General features: G+C 49.0%; 11 protein-coding genes. 6 read left to right on the forward strand and 5 right to left on the reverse strand.

Annotated elements, in window-relative coordinates; translation table 11 throughout:
- Nucleotides 1-41 precede the first annotated feature (41 nt).
- Nucleotides 42-2,756, forward strand: a complete 2,715-nt coding sequence (gene acnA, locus AC3G2T_RS21335; RefSeq protein WP_488436818.1) for an aconitate hydratase AcnA — start codon at nt 42-44, stop codon at nt 2,754-2,756.
- A gap of 133 nt (nt 2,757-2,889) precedes the next feature.
- On the opposite strand, the gene AC3G2T_RS21340 is transcribed toward acnA, so the two are convergent.
- Nucleotides 2,890-3,801 carry a cation diffusion facilitator family transporter gene (locus AC3G2T_RS21340; protein WP_488436819.1) on the reverse strand — a complete coding sequence of 304 codons (912 nt, stop codon included), beginning with the start codon at nt 3,799-3,801 and terminating at the stop codon, nt 2,890-2,892.
- Between the two features lie 237 nt (nt 3,802-4,038).
- Complete coding sequence (locus AC3G2T_RS21345; RefSeq protein ID WP_474685319.1) at nt 4,039-4,782, reverse strand: IclR family transcriptional regulator; 744 nt, start codon at nt 4,780-4,782, stop codon at nt 4,039-4,041.
- A gap of 1,423 nt (nt 4,783-6,205) precedes the next feature.
- Between AC3G2T_RS21345 and AC3G2T_RS21350 the strand changes: the two genes are divergently transcribed.
- From AC3G2T_RS21350 to AC3G2T_RS21365, 4 genes are all read left to right on the forward strand, one after another.
- Complete coding sequence (locus AC3G2T_RS21350) at nt 6,206-6,835, forward strand: PadR family transcriptional regulator (RefSeq protein ID WP_474685320.1); 630 nt, start codon at nt 6,206-6,208, stop codon at nt 6,833-6,835.
- On the forward strand, nt 6,832-7,209 hold the full coding sequence (locus AC3G2T_RS21355) for a hypothetical protein (RefSeq protein WP_488436820.1): 378 nt from the start codon (nt 6,832-6,834) through the stop codon (nt 7,207-7,209). Before AC3G2T_RS21350 ends, AC3G2T_RS21355 begins: the two co-directional genes overlap by 4 nt.
- Nucleotides 7,210-7,268: 59 nt before the next feature.
- Nucleotides 7,269-8,288 carry an alpha/beta fold hydrolase gene (locus tag AC3G2T_RS21360; protein WP_488436821.1) on the forward strand — a complete coding sequence of 340 codons (1,020 nt, stop codon included), beginning with the start codon at nt 7,269-7,271 and terminating at the stop codon, nt 8,286-8,288.
- Between the two features lie 236 nt (nt 8,289-8,524).
- Nucleotides 8,525-9,538, forward strand: coding sequence for an alpha/beta hydrolase (locus AC3G2T_RS21365; RefSeq protein ID WP_488436822.1), 1,014 nt, complete (start codon nt 8,525-8,527; stop codon nt 9,536-9,538).
- 306 nt (nt 9,539-9,844) lie between these two features.
- Here AC3G2T_RS21365 and AC3G2T_RS21370 read toward each other — a convergent pair whose 3' ends face one another.
- Together AC3G2T_RS21370 and AC3G2T_RS21375 are read right to left on the reverse strand one after the other, a co-directional pair.
- On the reverse strand, nt 9,845-11,560 hold the full coding sequence (locus AC3G2T_RS21370) for a sensor histidine kinase (protein ID WP_488436823.1): 1,716 nt from the start codon (nt 11,558-11,560) through the stop codon (nt 9,845-9,847).
- Between the two features lie 125 nt (nt 11,561-11,685).
- On the reverse strand, nt 11,686-12,093 hold the full coding sequence (locus AC3G2T_RS21375; RefSeq protein WP_488436824.1) for a sensor histidine kinase: 408 nt from the start codon (nt 12,091-12,093) through the stop codon (nt 11,686-11,688).
- A gap of 273 nt (nt 12,094-12,366) precedes the next feature.
- Between AC3G2T_RS21375 and AC3G2T_RS21380 the strand changes: the two genes are divergently transcribed.
- Nucleotides 12,367-12,939, forward strand: a complete 573-nt coding sequence (locus AC3G2T_RS21380; RefSeq protein WP_488436825.1) for a phospholipase A2 family protein — start codon at nt 12,367-12,369, stop codon at nt 12,937-12,939.
- A gap of 841 nt (nt 12,940-13,780) precedes the next feature.
- On the opposite strand, the gene AC3G2T_RS21385 is transcribed toward AC3G2T_RS21380, so the two are convergent.
- Complete coding sequence (locus tag AC3G2T_RS21385; protein WP_488436918.1) at nt 13,781-15,097, reverse strand: deoxyguanosinetriphosphate triphosphohydrolase family protein; 1,317 nt, start codon at nt 15,095-15,097, stop codon at nt 13,781-13,783.
- Nucleotides 15,098-15,208: the final 111 nt, after the last annotated feature.

A 15,208-nucleotide genomic window follows, 5' to 3' on the forward strand; every position in this document is an offset into this window, starting at 1 on the left:
ATCTAATGAAACGAATGAAGTTTAATTGAGGAGGAAACATCATGTCTAACAAGGACTCTTTTTCCGTACGCAAGCAGTTGAACGTCGGAAGCAAGACTTTCCAGTATTACAGCTTGCCTGACTTTGAAAATCAGGGCAACGGCACGATCAGCAACTTGCCGTTTTCCATTAAGGTACTGCTCGAAGCGGCTGTCCGCCAATTCGACGGCAGAGCGATCACGAACGAACACGTCAAACAAATTGCCGGCTGGGCTAATGGCCGCGATGAAAACAAAGAAATTCCTTTCATTCCTGCCCGTATCGTTCTTCAAGACTTCACAGGCGTACCTGTCGTCGTTGACCTTGCGGCAATGCGCGCGACAATGGCCCGTGAAGGCGGAGACCCTAAACGGATCAACCCGCTTGTACCGGTTGACCTCGTTATCGACCACTCCGTCATGGTTGACGCTTTCGGATCTCCGGACGCTTTGAACACGAACATCAACCTGGAATTCGAAAGAAACGAAGAGCGCTACCGATTCCTCCGCTGGGCACAAACCGCATTTGACAATTTCCGTGCCGTGCCTCCTTCAACTGGTATCGTTCACCAGGTTAACTTGGAGTATTTGGCATCCGTTGCAGCGACCAAAACCGTTGACGGCGAAACCGTCGTATATCCGGACTCGCTCGTAGGTACCGACTCCCATACAACGATGATCAACGGCCTTGGCGTCGTAGGCTGGGGCGTCGGCGGTATCGAGGCGGAAGCCGGCATGCTCGGACAACCTCTTTACTTCGTAGCACCTGAAGTTATCGGCTTCAAATTGACAGGCAGCCTGGCTGAAGGCGCAACTGCAACCGACCTGGCGCTGACCGTTACCCAAATGCTGCGCAAAAAAGGCGTAGTAGGCAAATTCGTAGAATTCTACGGCCCTGGCCTCAGCAACATCTCCCTGGCTGACCGCGCAACAGTTGCCAACATGGCTCCTGAATACGGCGCGACAATCGGTTTCTTCCCGGTTGATAGCGAAACTTTGAACTACCTGAGAGGCACAGGCCGCGAAGAAGAGCAAATCGCGCTGGTCGAAGCTTACTATAAAGCGCAAGGCATGTTCCGCACGGACGCTACTCCTGACCCTGTGTTCACAGACGTCATCGAGCTTGATCTGAGCCAAGTCGTACCAAGCTTGGCAGGTCCTAAACGTCCTCAAGACCGCATCGAGCTTACGAACATGAAGGAGTCCTTCAACTCCATCATCCGTACGCCGATCGACAAAGGCGGATACGGCCTGACTGAAGAAAAAATCGCGGAAGTCATCGATGTAACCTACCCTAACGAAACGGTAAAAATGGGTACGGGCGCAGTCGTTATCGCAGCGATCACTTCCTGTACGAATACATCCAACCCTAGCGTTATGCTTGGCGCAGGACTTGTGGCGAAGAAAGCCGTTGCCCTCGGCCTGAAAAAACCGGCGTACGTAAAAAGCTCGCTGACTCCGGGTTCCCTGGTCGTTACCGAGTACCTGATCAAAGCAGGCTTGCTCGAGTCTCTTGAAGCGCTCGGCTTCCATGTTGCAGGCTACGGCTGCGCAACTTGTATCGGTAACTCCGGTCCGCTTCCGGACGAAGTAAGCAAAGCGATCGCAGACAACGATATGACGGTAGCTGCCGTGCTTTCCGGCAACCGTAACTTCGAAGGCCGCGTTCACGCTCAAGTAAAAGCGAACTACCTGGCTTCTCCGCCGCTTGTAGTTGCCTATGCGCTTGCAGGAACAGTAAACATCGACTTGGCAAAAGATCCTATCGGTTACGACCAAAACGACAAACCTGTATACCTGAAAGATATCTGGCCTACAAACCAAGAGATTCAAGAAGCGCTGAGCACCGCTCTGAATGCAGACATGTTCCGCGACAAATACAACAACGTATTCCGCGCGAACGAGCGCTTCAATCAAATCGCGGTTCCGGAAGGCGATCTGTACGAGTTCGATACCAACTCCACGTACATTCAAGAGCCTCCGTTCTTTACGGATCTGGGTACGGTTCTTGACGATATCGCCGATATCCGCGGCGCGAAAACTTTGGCACTCATGGGCGATTCCGTAACAACGGACCATATCTCCCCTGCCGGCAACATCAAAGTTGACAGCCCTGGAGGCAAATATCTGATCGAGCACGGCGTGAAAAAAGAAGACTTCAACTCCTACGGCTCCCGCCGCGGCAACCACGAAGTGATGATGCGCGGAACGTTCGCAAACATCCGTATTCGCAACCAAGTGGCGCCGGGAACTGAGGGCGGCGTAACGACTTACCTGCCAACCGGCGAAGTTGAATCCATCTATGACGCTTCCATGAAATATCAAGATGCCGGCACGAACCTTGTCGTTATCGCCGGTAAAGAGTACGGTACAGGTAGCTCCCGTGACTGGGCGGCCAAAGGTACGTTCCTGCTCGGCGTAAAAGCCGTTATCGCAGAAAGCTTCGAGCGTATTCACCGCAGTAACCTGGTCGGCATGGGCGTACTGCCTCTCCAATTCGTGAACGGCGAAAGCTGGAAGTCTCTCGGCATCACAGGCCGTGAAACATTCGACATCACGGGCCTCAGCAACGACGTTCAACCGGGCTCCACTGTAAAAGTGACAGCTGCCCGCGAAGACGGCTCTACATTCGCATTCGACGCCCTCGTGCGTCTGGACAGCATGGTTGACGTAGACTACTACCGCAACGGCGGTATTCTGCAAACCGTTCTCCGTCAAATCATCGCTGAAAAGAAATAATCGTTCGACACGCAAAAAATCCGGGATTGCCGTTTTGGCAAACCCGGATTTTTTTGTGTTCAGGCCCTGCGCTGGGAGTCTGTCCGATGAACTCAGTGGAAGGTATATTTATGCAAAATAGTCGGACAGACTCCTATTTAGCCGGACGAGGAGCCGTGGATTCGTCTTCGTACCACGGGTTCAGATGCACAAGCACCTCGTCTACGTCCGCATGCGCGTCCTGTATTTTCTTTTTGATCAAACGGCTGATATCGTGCCCTTCCTGGATCGTCAAATTCCCCGAAACGCCGATCCGGGCGTCTACCAATATGTAATGGCCGTGCTCCCGCGCACGCAGGCGATCGATTCTCCGGACCTCCGGCACAGAGCGGATCAGCGCGGCGTACTGTTCGATTTGCTTCGCGCTCACGCTTCGCTCCATCAGCACGTCGAACGATTCGCTGCCCATTCCATAGGCCAATTTCAGCACCAGAAACGAGACGATCATCCCTGCGACGGGATCCCCGTAACTGAGCAGCCGGATATCGAAACGGTCTCCGAGCAGCGCCAGCCCGATCCCCACGGAAGCGGCTATGGAAGCATACACATCCGCAAGATGGTCGTAAGCCGTGGCGATCAGGCCTTTGCTGTTCGTTTGACGCCCGACGCGTATGGTATACATGTATAAGAGCTGTTTCCAGATCAAGGAGACCACTGCGGCTGCAAAAGCGATAACGTGCGCCTGCTCCGGCGTTTCGAACAGCGCGCGAATGGAGTGATAGCCCATGTACAGAGCCGCGCCGCCCAAAATAATCGCCACGATAAAAGCCCCCAGCACCTCCGCCTTGCCGTGCCCGTAAGGGTGATCTTCATCGGCCGGTTTGTTCGACACGCGCATGGAGCTGTACGCGGTGGCCGAAGCAATAACGTCTCCCGCGTTATGGATACCGTCGGCGATCAGCACCTGGCTTTTGAACACGATGCCGACGACGATTTTGATGGCGGTCAGCACGATGTTGCTCGCCAGGCTGATCCAGATCGCCAGCATGGATGCCGTATTGCGCATCGGTGAAGCCACTCCCTTCCATCTTCTAGTATGGCCCGCCGGAAGCAAAACATCCCTCATCCCGCCTTCGGATGAGGGAATGCCGACGATTGACCGCCAACTCCGCCGGACAGGCTCCTGCGAGTCTGTCCGATGAAACACAATATGCAAAATGACAGCAATTATGCGGCGTGAGCGGTAATGTATGCAGTCATTAGTCACCCGGTATGCACAAAAGCAACTCCGTCGGATAGGCTCCTAGCGCAGCATCGTACCCATATGCCGCGCCGCTTCCATGATCAGCGGCGCCTGCTCTTGCATCAGCTCCAGCGTGAGCCTGTTCGCTGGGCCGGACACCGCGAGGGCGGCGACAAGGCGCCCCCCGCGGTCAAGAATCGGTGCGGACACTGCCGCCGCACCGGGTTCGCGCTCTTCGACGCTCGTGGCGTAGCCGAGCCGTCTTGTTTCGCCGAGCTGCTGCCGGAACGCAGCCTTGTCCAGCCCGGCCGGCCAATCGGCCGAGGACAACAGGCGCTCCTGCAGCGCAGGCTCGGCAAAGGCGACGAGCACCTTGCTCGAGGCGCCGACGTAAAGCGGCATTCGCGCCCCGACAGGGGCAACGCGGCGAATGGCGTGGTTGCTCTGCACGGCCTGGATGCGCACGCGCTCGAGGCCGTCCTGCACGTACAGCGAGATCGTCTCGCCGAGCTGGGCGCGCAGCTGCTCCATCTCCGGCAGCAGAATGAGGCCGGGGTCGCCGTCCTGCGACAAATTCGCGGACAGCTCCCAGAGACGGTAGCCGAGCCGGTATTTATCCGTCGCGGCATCGCGCATGATGAAGCCCTTGCCTTCCAGCGAGGCCAGCAGGCGGTGCACGGTGCTTTTGTGCAGTTCTACCCGGCTGGCGATTTCGGTCAGCGTTAATTCGGACGCCCCCGTAAAACAAAGCAAAATATCTAAAGCGCGCTCAACGGCGCGAACTGTCAGCTTGCCATCTTCCATTACTAAACACCGCTCTCATAGCAAGGTTGTTTCACCATATGAAACTGAGTTCCTTCTAGTATACCAATAACAGCCGCATATACGCAACCATTGTTAATCGGCCGTCGAGCAGCTCCACAACAGCCATATTTCGGCACTTCCATGTCCGTTTTGCAGACATTCTCGTCCCGTTGAAAACATCGAATTAAACGGCTGGCTCCGACAAGTTCATTGCCCACTCGAAGCCCTGCGCGGGCTGTTTGTTTGTGAAGCGGCTTGCCAGCCCGGGTGCCGCCGGGTAGCAAGCCGCGAAAACCCGCCTATTGAAAAACTCGCTTGCTGGGAGACGGCACGTCCACTTAGGCACGTAGAAAACCTGTAGAAATCAGATGCTTGATAAAACGGCGGGATTGAGTAACCTGAGGGACGGCCTTCTTCCCCAACATACTCATCTCTTGCACGGGTTGCGGCTCTGAGGAAGGGGGCACAAGACGATTGGTTGGGGAAAACCTGCAAAAGTGCAGGTTTTTTCCGCAAAAGTAGTTCATTTTGGCAAAAAGCCTGCAATTGTGCAGGAATTTTCGATAAAAATGAATCTGAGCCCATGTTCGCGGCGAAAAGCCTGCACATTTGCAGGAATTTATCCTGGTCAGCGCATCTATCGAGCAAAAACTGTACTTTTGCAGGTTTTCTTCGCGCAACCAGGCAAATGGTGCGGCCGGCTTTGGCATGGGAGGGTCTGGACAGATGGTCCGCCCGGCTCTGGCGTGGGAGGGTCTGGACAGATGGTCCGCCCGGCTATGACGTGGAGGGGGTCTGCGCAACCCGAAATGTGAGAGTTTTTCATCCCACACTCGTGCTTCAGCTTGCGAAAATTCCTCCACAATCCAAGCTGTTGAGAAAGTCCCATGGATTTCCCCGCCGCGTCCTGCACATCTTCGCAGGTTTTCCCCGAGTTGATAAGCAGATTTGCCTCCCTGGCTGTTTTTTTTCAACACTCTCGCTTTCGCAGGTTCGCGCTGCTATGATCGCTTAGCACCTTCACGAACGGCCTCACCCGAAATTGCCTTCTTCTTCTTCTGGCTACCTTAAAACAGAGTGCCGCGATTTTCTCGAGCACACTGACTTTGCGGGTTTCCTAGGTGACGCCAGCGATTTTGGCGTACAAGTGGCCACGGCCTTTCAATCCCCAAAATATGTATAAATTTCACGGTCAGGTGCAGCATATTTCCTGTAGTCAGGCCCTTGGCAATGTTGCCAAGCTCCTTGGTACTGTAGTCAAGCTCCTTGGTGCTATAGTCAAGCTCTTGGCGCTGTAGTCAGGCTCCTTAACGATTACCGAATTTTGGCTGCATAGCGCAAATTCCGGAGGCTTGACAAAAGATAATCCGCAGTGAGATGATATCTCTTGAAGAGACATTAAACAAAAGCCGGGTGAACTTTTATGAAAAATAACGACATAACGGAGCCGGCTTCAGCATCGGCGCGGCCGGCTGCGGATAATTTCGAACTTACCTCGACTGCATGGACGATATTGGGTTTTCTTTCTTTGCAGCCGCGAAGCGGTTACGAAATTCGCGAGGCCGCGAAACGATCGGTTCGCTTTTTCTGGGGCATCAGTGACGGGCAGCTGTATCCCCAGCTGAAAATACTTGAGGATCTGGGGCTGATCGAAGCGCCCAACGGCGTCGAGGGCCCCAGGTCGCGCCAGCGGTGGCAGTTGACGGGCACGGGCCGAGAAGCTCTCCGCAAATGGCTTGTCAGCCCGTCCGCCCATTTGCAGATTCGCGATGAGAATCTGGTCAAATTTTTATTTGCCGCCCAGGAAGGGCCGGAGCTGCTGCTGCATTTGATCCGGGAAAGACGGGAAAGTTTCACCTGGTTTTTGAACGCAATTAAAGGAACCCAGCCGGGAAGCACGTGGGAAAGTCCGAAGGAAGACTCCTCCCTCGCAGGACCGCTGCTGCTGCAGCGCTATGGAATCGGGTTCGCGGAAGCGGTCCTGGATTGGTGCGACCAAGCCGAGGCATCGCTGCTCGGGGAATCTGTTAACGGCAAGGAGGAATCCGTATGACAAACGGAATGCAGGCCAGCGCCAAAAAACCGGCAGCAGTCACGTTCGCCCAGGTTTTGATGTACTTGGCGGCGGCTGTGAACATTGTGAACGGCATCTATTCGCTAGGCAGCGAAGGAGCGGTTAAAAAAATGCTGTGCCTGGCCATGATCGTCGTCGGCGCCGCCTCAATATGGGTCGGAGCCCGTCTTAGCGAACCCCACGCGTCCCGGCGCAGTTTTGCCGTCTCGCTCTCTATCGTGATGATCGCGCTGCGGTTAATCGAATTTGCCGTCTGGCAGAGTCTCGGGTTTTTGCTAGGTGTTATTTTGCCGGTGCTCGTTATTTGGAGACTAAGCGGCTCAGAAGCGAAAAATTGGTTCGGCTTAAGATGACAATCTGACAATCGCCGTGCGCAGAACCCAAGCCACGGCGGGGAGGAGTTGCTGCAACGATGAAACTGATCAAGCGACTGCTGCTAATCATCCTTGCTATTATAGTTATCGTCTCGATCGCCACAATCACTTACGCGGCTACCCCTCTCTCTTCCTGTACGTTTTCTGAAAACGTAGTTTCCGACGTGTCGACAAGCGGCCTCGGCCAGTCGGACTCGAACGGCGGGAAGCCGTCCGCTGCGGATCATGTGCAATATGCGGACGCGAATGATCATATTCGTCTGGCTTACCGGGCGTACGTTCCCGCAAACCCGAAAGCTGTTGTCATTTTCTATCACGGTTCGGGCGCGAATAGCGGAGCAGGCTATCAGCCAATAGGGGAAGAGCTGAGTCAAAATTTCGGAATTGCCACGTATTTGCCGGACATTAGAGGTCATGGCTTGTCCGAAGGTCCCCGGGGAGACGCGCCAAGCGTCCAGCAGGTGTACGATGATGTCACAAGCATCATTGACGCTGCGCACCGCCAATTTCCCTCCGTGCCTGTATTTTTGGGCGGGCATTCCGCGGGAGCGGGGTTAGTGGTCAATTATATCAATTCGCCGCATCCCGAATCCGTGAACGGCTATTTGTTCGTCTCGCCGGATTTCGGTCCGAAATCCAACACCATGAAAGAGGGCAACGGGAATTTCGCGACCGTATGCGTCAAAGCGTTCGTAGCCAACGCTCTGACCGGCGGGCTGCTCAAGGGGCATGCCGTCGGTGTCCGGTACAACTACTCGGAGGAACAATTGAAGTCGAGCATCGGGCTCGTCCAGTACAACAGCGTCAATATGGCGCTGGCGCTCAATCCTTCGAAGCCGTCGCAGGAAGTTGCCCGAATCGGCAAGCCTTTCGGGTTATGGGTCGGGGCTGAGGATGAAATCATGGATCCGCAAAAAGTAGCTGCATTCGCCGGTCTGGCAACGCAGGTAAGCCGGCAATCATCGACGGAAATCGTGCCCGGCGAGAAACATTTGACGATTTTGAACGATACCGCCAAGCTGATGGGCCCTTGGATTTTACAAGCGTCGGCGCATTGATACGAGCCTCCATCTCCACCCTTTTACGGTGGTTGTGGAGGTTTTTTTCTGCCCGAGCCAATACTCCTCTCCCTCCCCGTTCGGAAGGTTCCATTATTACAGGATCGTTACAGCAGGCTTACAAATTCCGTGCGCCGATTGACTTGTAAGCGCATACAGATTAACATTAAATTAAAGAGGTACTAATCAGAATATTTTGTAAAATCGAATATTTTTCATGCAAGGAGGGACGCTTCATGTCTACTACTTCTGTAACACCCGGATCTCTTCACCCTCCTTTGGAGCAGGCGGCAACAGTACCGCTCCTGCGCAAAAAACGGCTGATTACGACCATCCTGATTTCATTTTTGCTGCTCTGCATGAGCTTATTGCTCTCTTTCCACGCTTATATCGCCTGGACTTTGGCGCGGCCGCACATCGATCCGCTGCACTCCAATCCAATGCAGGCTGTCGGCCTGCACTACTCGAACGTGAGTTTTCCTAGCCGCAACGGCTCCTCTACGCTTGAAGGCTGGCTTATTCCCGGCAATTCGGATAGAACCGTTATTTTCTCGCACGGCTACGGAGGCAACCGCGAAGAACTATGGGTTCCGATCTATACGTTAGCCCGCGAGCTGCATAAGCAGCAATACAACGTTTTGATGTTCGATTACGGTTATGTCCAACCGGGCAACAGCCGCGTTATGACCGGCGGCATTCAAGAATCGCAAGAGCTGCTGGGAGCCATCGACTATATCAAACAGCTGTCCGGCGGGCAGATTTATATTTGGGGCTTCTCCATGGGCGCCGGAACTGCGCTGCAAGCCGCTCTGCAAAGCGGCAGCGACATATCCGGCATGATTCTGGACAGCACCTTCCTGCTGAACCCCGATACGCTGTACCACAATATGAAACAGTACGTCAACCTTCCCAGGTTCCCTTCGCTGCCGCTCGTCCGCTTGTTTTTTCCGCTGCTTAACGGGGTAAGCCTTAAGGAAGTGCCTTACAACAAGGTCACAAGCACTTCATACGACATGCCGATCTTCTTCATTCACGGAACCGACGACAGCAAGGCGCCTTATGACCTGATCGAGGACATGTACGCGAAGCAAACCGACCACTCGAAGACGAAGCTGTGGATTTTGCAAAATGCGCAGCATGAACTGCTCTATCGTGCCGAGCCCCAAACTTATTTGAGCAGAACGCTCGGCTTTTTGCGGGGAATTTCCAATCCCGCGCCCATTGATTCCGGTATTTCCTCCTCCCTATAAACCTCGGCCCCTGATGGGGTCAATTTTTTTGCCACAAACATTTTCAATGTCACATGATCCGTTGATTATCTTACATGCTCGACTTGCTGCTATCGTTTTTAAATGGTAAGTATTTACCATAGCATAATTTCAGGAGGACTAGCATGTATCGAATTTTTAAGACGATGAAAAAATAAGCACTTATCTCTTCTGATAACACGTCTAATCGTAAAGAAATGGCTATAATCCAAGTATATATTCCTTCTTTTCATAAGTTCCTCCAGAGAATAATATTCACTGATTTGTAAATTGAAATATAAATCAAACTCATAGTACTATATGCAAATTAAATTCATTACCTTCATTTGTAGTTAAGAGCTGTATAGTTCCTTGATATTTTTTTACTAGTTTAGTTACAATAGCTAACCCCAATCCAAAATTCCCGTCTCCTTTTGTTGAAAAGCCTGATTCGAAAATTTTCTCGCTGATTTCTACAGGGATTGGCTCGCCAGTATTAAATACGCTAATTTTAAGCCGACCATTTACTATGGAACCAGTAAGTATTACCTTCTTTTCTTTCGACATAATTGTTGCATCAAAGGCATTGTCCAGTAGATTACTAATTATTTTAACTACATCAGTGGCTTTTACTGTGCTTTCACTTAGGTCTCTCATATTGGCAAGTTCATGTTCGAATATGATCTTTTTATCAATCGCTAGGGCTGCCTTTGCTTGAACTAGAGCACAAAGTGCTGGATTGTCTATCATGATTATATCGTTTAGCGCCACCGTTTCTCCAATAATTTCCTCTGTATAACTCTTCAATTCATCATATTTTCCAAGCTCGATCAAGGAGTGAATTGTACTTACGTGATTATTGAAATCATGCCTTTGTTCCTTAATTGCATTAAAAAGGCCAAGAATGTTACCTGTATATATACCTTGAGCGCTTAAAAGAGCTTCCTCCTTGGATCGGTTTGTAATTCGAAATATTGTTACAAAAATAATCAGAGCTATTAATGTAACTAATGAGGTAATAAGGAATAATTTCATTTGTTGCTTGTATAATGATTGTTGAATACTTTTGTAATCAGAAACTATGCACAAGAGTAAATCCGTATGATATGCACCTAAAGTGACATTTTTTATTGGAACATATGTCCTCATGATATCTTTATCATTAACTTGTCCAAAGGTACTGACTGTTTTTCCGTACTTCATTCCGTCTAAAGCTATATTTACCACGTTTTCGTCTGGGTACGAGTAACTTCCGAATAATATCTTTCTTTCTTGGTACCAATTTGGTTTCTCGGGATCTTGATTAATGAGTCCTCCAATAACAACGGGATTTAAGACTCCAATTTCGATAAGCCAATTATTTTTTTTAATCATTTCAGAGATTGTTGTTTCTACGCCTGTGGCTTTTTTATATTCCAAAAAATGTGTATCGTGAACATAAGGATCTATTAAGTAATTTGTATCTCCATCATTGTAATAACCCCATTTATCTATATTAATTCTGTTCGTTGAAGATGTATCAAAAGGCCCGCTCCAATAATCGGGTAGAAATTGCCCGAATGTTAATGATCCGCCAATTTTAGCCTCATGCTCATTCAATAATTGATTAAAGGCATCAAACCAACCATTTGTCCACCCCCTTGTACTCATGCCAATTTCTTTTGGGTCTGTTGATTTATAGCCAATAATATCATCATCTTTTTTCTTTAATAAAGTGATACCATCAACCATTAATTTATTTTTTATTTCAATAAGTTTGTTATTGTCGACTTTCTCAATATCTGGGGGAAGTGCGTATTGTACAGCTATTGATGCTGTTCTAAGGTTAAGGCCTAGCATATCCTCAAATAGTTGCTCCCCAATATTAGAATTATGTATCGATATGGTAATGCTATTAACCATAGTTGTTATTTTATCTTGTTGTTCTTGTATTAAGGTATTTTTAGTAGTCGAATAATAAGTAATATTTATAGCGAAAATGCCAACTAAAGCCAGGGTTATCGCGATTAATCTAGTTTTCTTCAAAGGCAGGCCATCCTCCCACTTTAGTTTGTTAAAAAGGCAAGCTTCGAACCTTGGTTCTACGGTGGCGCAATCGTCAACCGCACCTAAGAGTAGTTAGCTAGCGCTAGCCAACAGTTCTTTATTCATCAAGCAATCCCCTCCTTTAAAGGCAGAATAATGTGGAATTTGATTATATTCATATCGGAATCAACCTTAATATCGCCGCGATACTTTTGGATTAGATTATGAATAATAGCTAACCCTAATCCTTGATGCCCCTCAGTTTTCGAACTATAACCGGCTTTGAAAAATTGGGTTCGCTGATTCTGATCTATCTCTCTTTGGATGGGATTTGTCACAGCGAAATGAAACTCCTTCCCCTCAACCAAACACTTACATTCAATCCAGAGATTGTCACCTTCAAGCTTCTCAACTTCATCAAAAGCATTGTCAATCAAATTTCCAATAATCCTCACAATATCTACAGACATCGCTCCCGAAATAGTGTAGTTGATACTCTCAAAATCATGGATGAATTGAATTCTTCTATTCATTGCTGAAACCATCTTAGCTTGGATAATTGCCGCGATCTCAGGCTGTCCACAGAAATATCCGCTTGGGCGCAATTTTTTAAAAAAAAACGATCCACAACGTTTCGCTCTTGCTACGCTGCTGCAAATTTTATTATGAAATTAACTCCCTTTACTATCACATTATTTTCCATTATACTAAATGTAGTTGCACAACAAAAAAATGTTATTAGAGGGATTATTTGGGATGTTTAAAAATGTGATTAAGTTTTTACTGTATTCGCAATTATTTTCAGCATGATTCTACCTAATAGACTTGTATACGCAACTACAGACGTTGATAGCAACAATTTTGATGGTGTAAGTAAATTAGTTAAAAAATATGTAGTAAAGTCTCAGAACAAAGGGGTTTACTTTGATATTGAAAGAGCAAAAGAAGACGGTGCTTCTACAGATTTGATTGAAATCGGCAGAATATTGAATACTTACATTGATGCTAACAAAGAATTTAAGTCGCGATCATCACAGCAAGGATTAAGCATAAGTTTTCCTGTGTATGGGAATTGGTGTGGGCCTGGCTATGGAAGTGGGACTCCAATTGATATACTAGATACCGCTTGTATGGTACATGATAAATGCTACGACAGCACAGGATATTTTGCTTGTAGCTGTGATAGAGAATTGATTACAACTATCGGTGACAACTTGTACAGAATGGGTACAAAAGAAAAATTAGCAGCATATGCTATAGGGACATATTTCAATCTGGCACCTTGTAACCCTTTTAAAATTATTTCGGATGAAGTCCTAGGTGAATTAAATCAAAATAATTCATGTTCTGCTCCAGTAGGTGATAGCCATATTGAATAAACATCTTGTATCGGTCATCTGCATAATTTTGGGTCTAGCAAGCTATGTGCCCAACATTATCTTAAAATTACCCTCTATCTGGTGTCTTTATTCAATACCTTTAGGCGTTATTGGGTTGATCTATGCAGTAAAAGCCAAAAGTAAATTACTTGCATACGGAAATCTGATTGTAATCTTTAGTTTTTTCATTATGTGGTTTGGTGGATATGTTATTGTGTGGTTTGGAACATTATTTTGACTATTCTGATCAAATCGAAGCAATCCCCGCCAGCCCATAGGCCGGTAGGGGATTGCGCTTTTTGAAACATCATAATAAAAGAAAGCATTATTTGCTATGATGATAATAATTGCGATTATGGAAATCATCATCATTCTTGTGTTTTTCTCCACATTTGTTCCCCCATCTTTATCGAAAAAATCGATTTTTGGCGTTCCAACCCATCTTTAGTGGAAATATTCATAATTATTTAAAACCTTCCTAGACTGACTGAATTTCTTAGCTGAATTATATCAAATTAATTCCTTAATATTAACGGTATTACGTTGATAAATAGAAACAAATGTAATAATTTCGAATTAACAAAATGGCATTAATGAACAGGCGGTGTTGAATTGAACATTGGCGAGAAATAAAGAGGCTGTGGGAATATCCCCCTCTATTGCGGCCATTTACTATATTCCTCTAATATACTCCCGGTTCGACTCATTCCTGCAGAATGTGCAGGTTTGCGCGCTCCCATACCCGTCCGTGAACGGCTGCGCTGTCTTCGTTTTCCCCGGCGGCGGCTTCGCCGAAAACAAAAAGGCCCTGTCCGCATCCTGTGCGAACAAGGCCGTAAAACTAGTCCATCTCGTAAATGGAGCCCGATTTGCTTGCAAACAGCTCCGCGTATACTTTTTCCGCGTAGGCGTCCGTCATCCCCGAGACATAATCCGCGATAAAACGCGGCCATGTCCATTGATCCTTGTGCCGCTCGTAGCTGTCCATCCAATCCGGCGGAATGATCCATTGGCCTTTCTCCGGATCTTTGAAGCTGTTCCACAAGCTTTCCACGATGATCTCGCTGCGCTTTTGCAGGCGTTGGACACGGAAATCTTTGATCAGCGTCACCCAGGCGAGCTTTTTCACAATTTCCATCGTCCTGAGCAAATCCATATCTTCCGCTCCGTCTTTGACGAGCGTCACCTTTTTCCAACCTTTATCGGGGTCGTCCAAAATGTCCAGGCGGTTCGCAAAGCTGCTCACCCAGCGCGCCTTCATCTCTCTGCGGGTTCTCGACTCCTCGCGGTGGCACTCGATAAAAATTTGCTGCCACTGCTCCAGGTAATCGGACAGCACTTTGCGCACCATGGTCTCGATATCGACCTGTTCCCAGCCGAATTTCTTGCTGTTGGGATCGCTGACGATCTCCAGCACCAGATGCTTGATCAGCCGCTGATCTTCGAAAAAGGTCGCGTTCATCTGAATTTTTCCGGCGCGGATGCCGTCTTCGATGTCGTGCGTGGAATAGGCGATGTCATCGCAAAGATCCATGAGCTGGGCTTCCAGCGTGGAGCAGCCTGCCGGCATCTGCCACTGCTCCCTGAGCTCGCGAATGACTGCCCATTCCGACGCGTACACGCCTTTGATCCGCCCTTCTTCTTCCAGCAAAAAAGGGTATTTGTTAATGCCGAGCAGGACGGCTGACGTCAAATCGAGGCCGCTGTCGCTGCCCGCTCTTTTTTCCAAAAACATCAAAATGCGGAAATTTTGCGCGTTGCCTTCATACTTGAGCCCATGTTCGCTGAGCAAAATATGATTCAGCACTTCTTCCCCTTTATGTCCGAACGGCGGATGCCCGAAATCGTGAGCAAGCGATGCGCACTCCACGACGGTCGGATCAATGACTAATCCGGGATGCTCCTGCTGTTTCAGAAAAGGATTCGTCCGCTCCAGCCGTTTCGCCACTTCTCTGGCGATTTGCGCCACTTCCAGCGAGTGGGTAAGCCTTGTCCGGTAATAGTCGCCGGAACCGGCGCCGAACACCTGCGACTTCCCCTGCAACCTGCGAAAAGCCGGCGATTGAATCAGCCGCGCGTAATCCCGTTCGAATTCGTCCCGTTCTTCACTCACTTTAGAGGAAGCCGCTTCTCCAGGTCGAAGCTTTCTAAGGTTCATCATAAGCGTTCCTCCAAATCTTCGATGCAGCTGATATATATATTGCTGTCAAAAGCTTTCTATATGTTTCGTAATTCAGAATACTATATTCAATTGCGGTGCAACAAGTCA

This window comes from Paenibacillus sp. sgz302191, assembly GCF_057749925.1.

Coding starts and splice junctions, on each gene's coding strand:
- acnA (WP_488436818.1), top strand. CDS start 42: ATGTCTAACAAGGACTCTTTTTCCGTACGCAAGCAGTTGAACGTCGGA.
- AC3G2T_RS21340 (WP_488436819.1), bottom strand. CDS start 3,801: ATGCGCAATACGGCATCCATGCTGGCGATCTGGATCAGCCTGGCGAGC.
- AC3G2T_RS21345 (WP_474685319.1), bottom strand. CDS start 4,782: ATGGAAGATGGCAAGCTGACAGTTCGCGCCGTTGAGCGCGCTTTAGAT.
- AC3G2T_RS21350 (WP_474685320.1), top strand. CDS start 6,206: ATGAAAAATAACGACATAACGGAGCCGGCTTCAGCATCGGCGCGGCCG.
- AC3G2T_RS21355 (WP_488436820.1), top strand. CDS start 6,832: ATGACAAACGGAATGCAGGCCAGCGCCAAAAAACCGGCAGCAGTCACG.
- AC3G2T_RS21360 (WP_488436821.1), top strand. CDS start 7,269: ATGAAACTGATCAAGCGACTGCTGCTAATCATCCTTGCTATTATAGTT.
- AC3G2T_RS21365 (WP_488436822.1), top strand. CDS start 8,525: ATGTCTACTACTTCTGTAACACCCGGATCTCTTCACCCTCCTTTGGAG.
- AC3G2T_RS21375 (WP_488436824.1), bottom strand. CDS start 12,093: ATGAATAGAAGAATTCAATTCATCCATGATTTTGAGAGTATCAACTAC.
- AC3G2T_RS21380 (WP_488436825.1), top strand. CDS start 12,367: ATGATTCTACCTAATAGACTTGTATACGCAACTACAGACGTTGATAGC.
- AC3G2T_RS21385 (WP_488436918.1), bottom strand. CDS start 15,097: ATGAACCTTAGAAAGCTTCGACCTGGAGAAGCGGCTTCCTCTAAAGTG.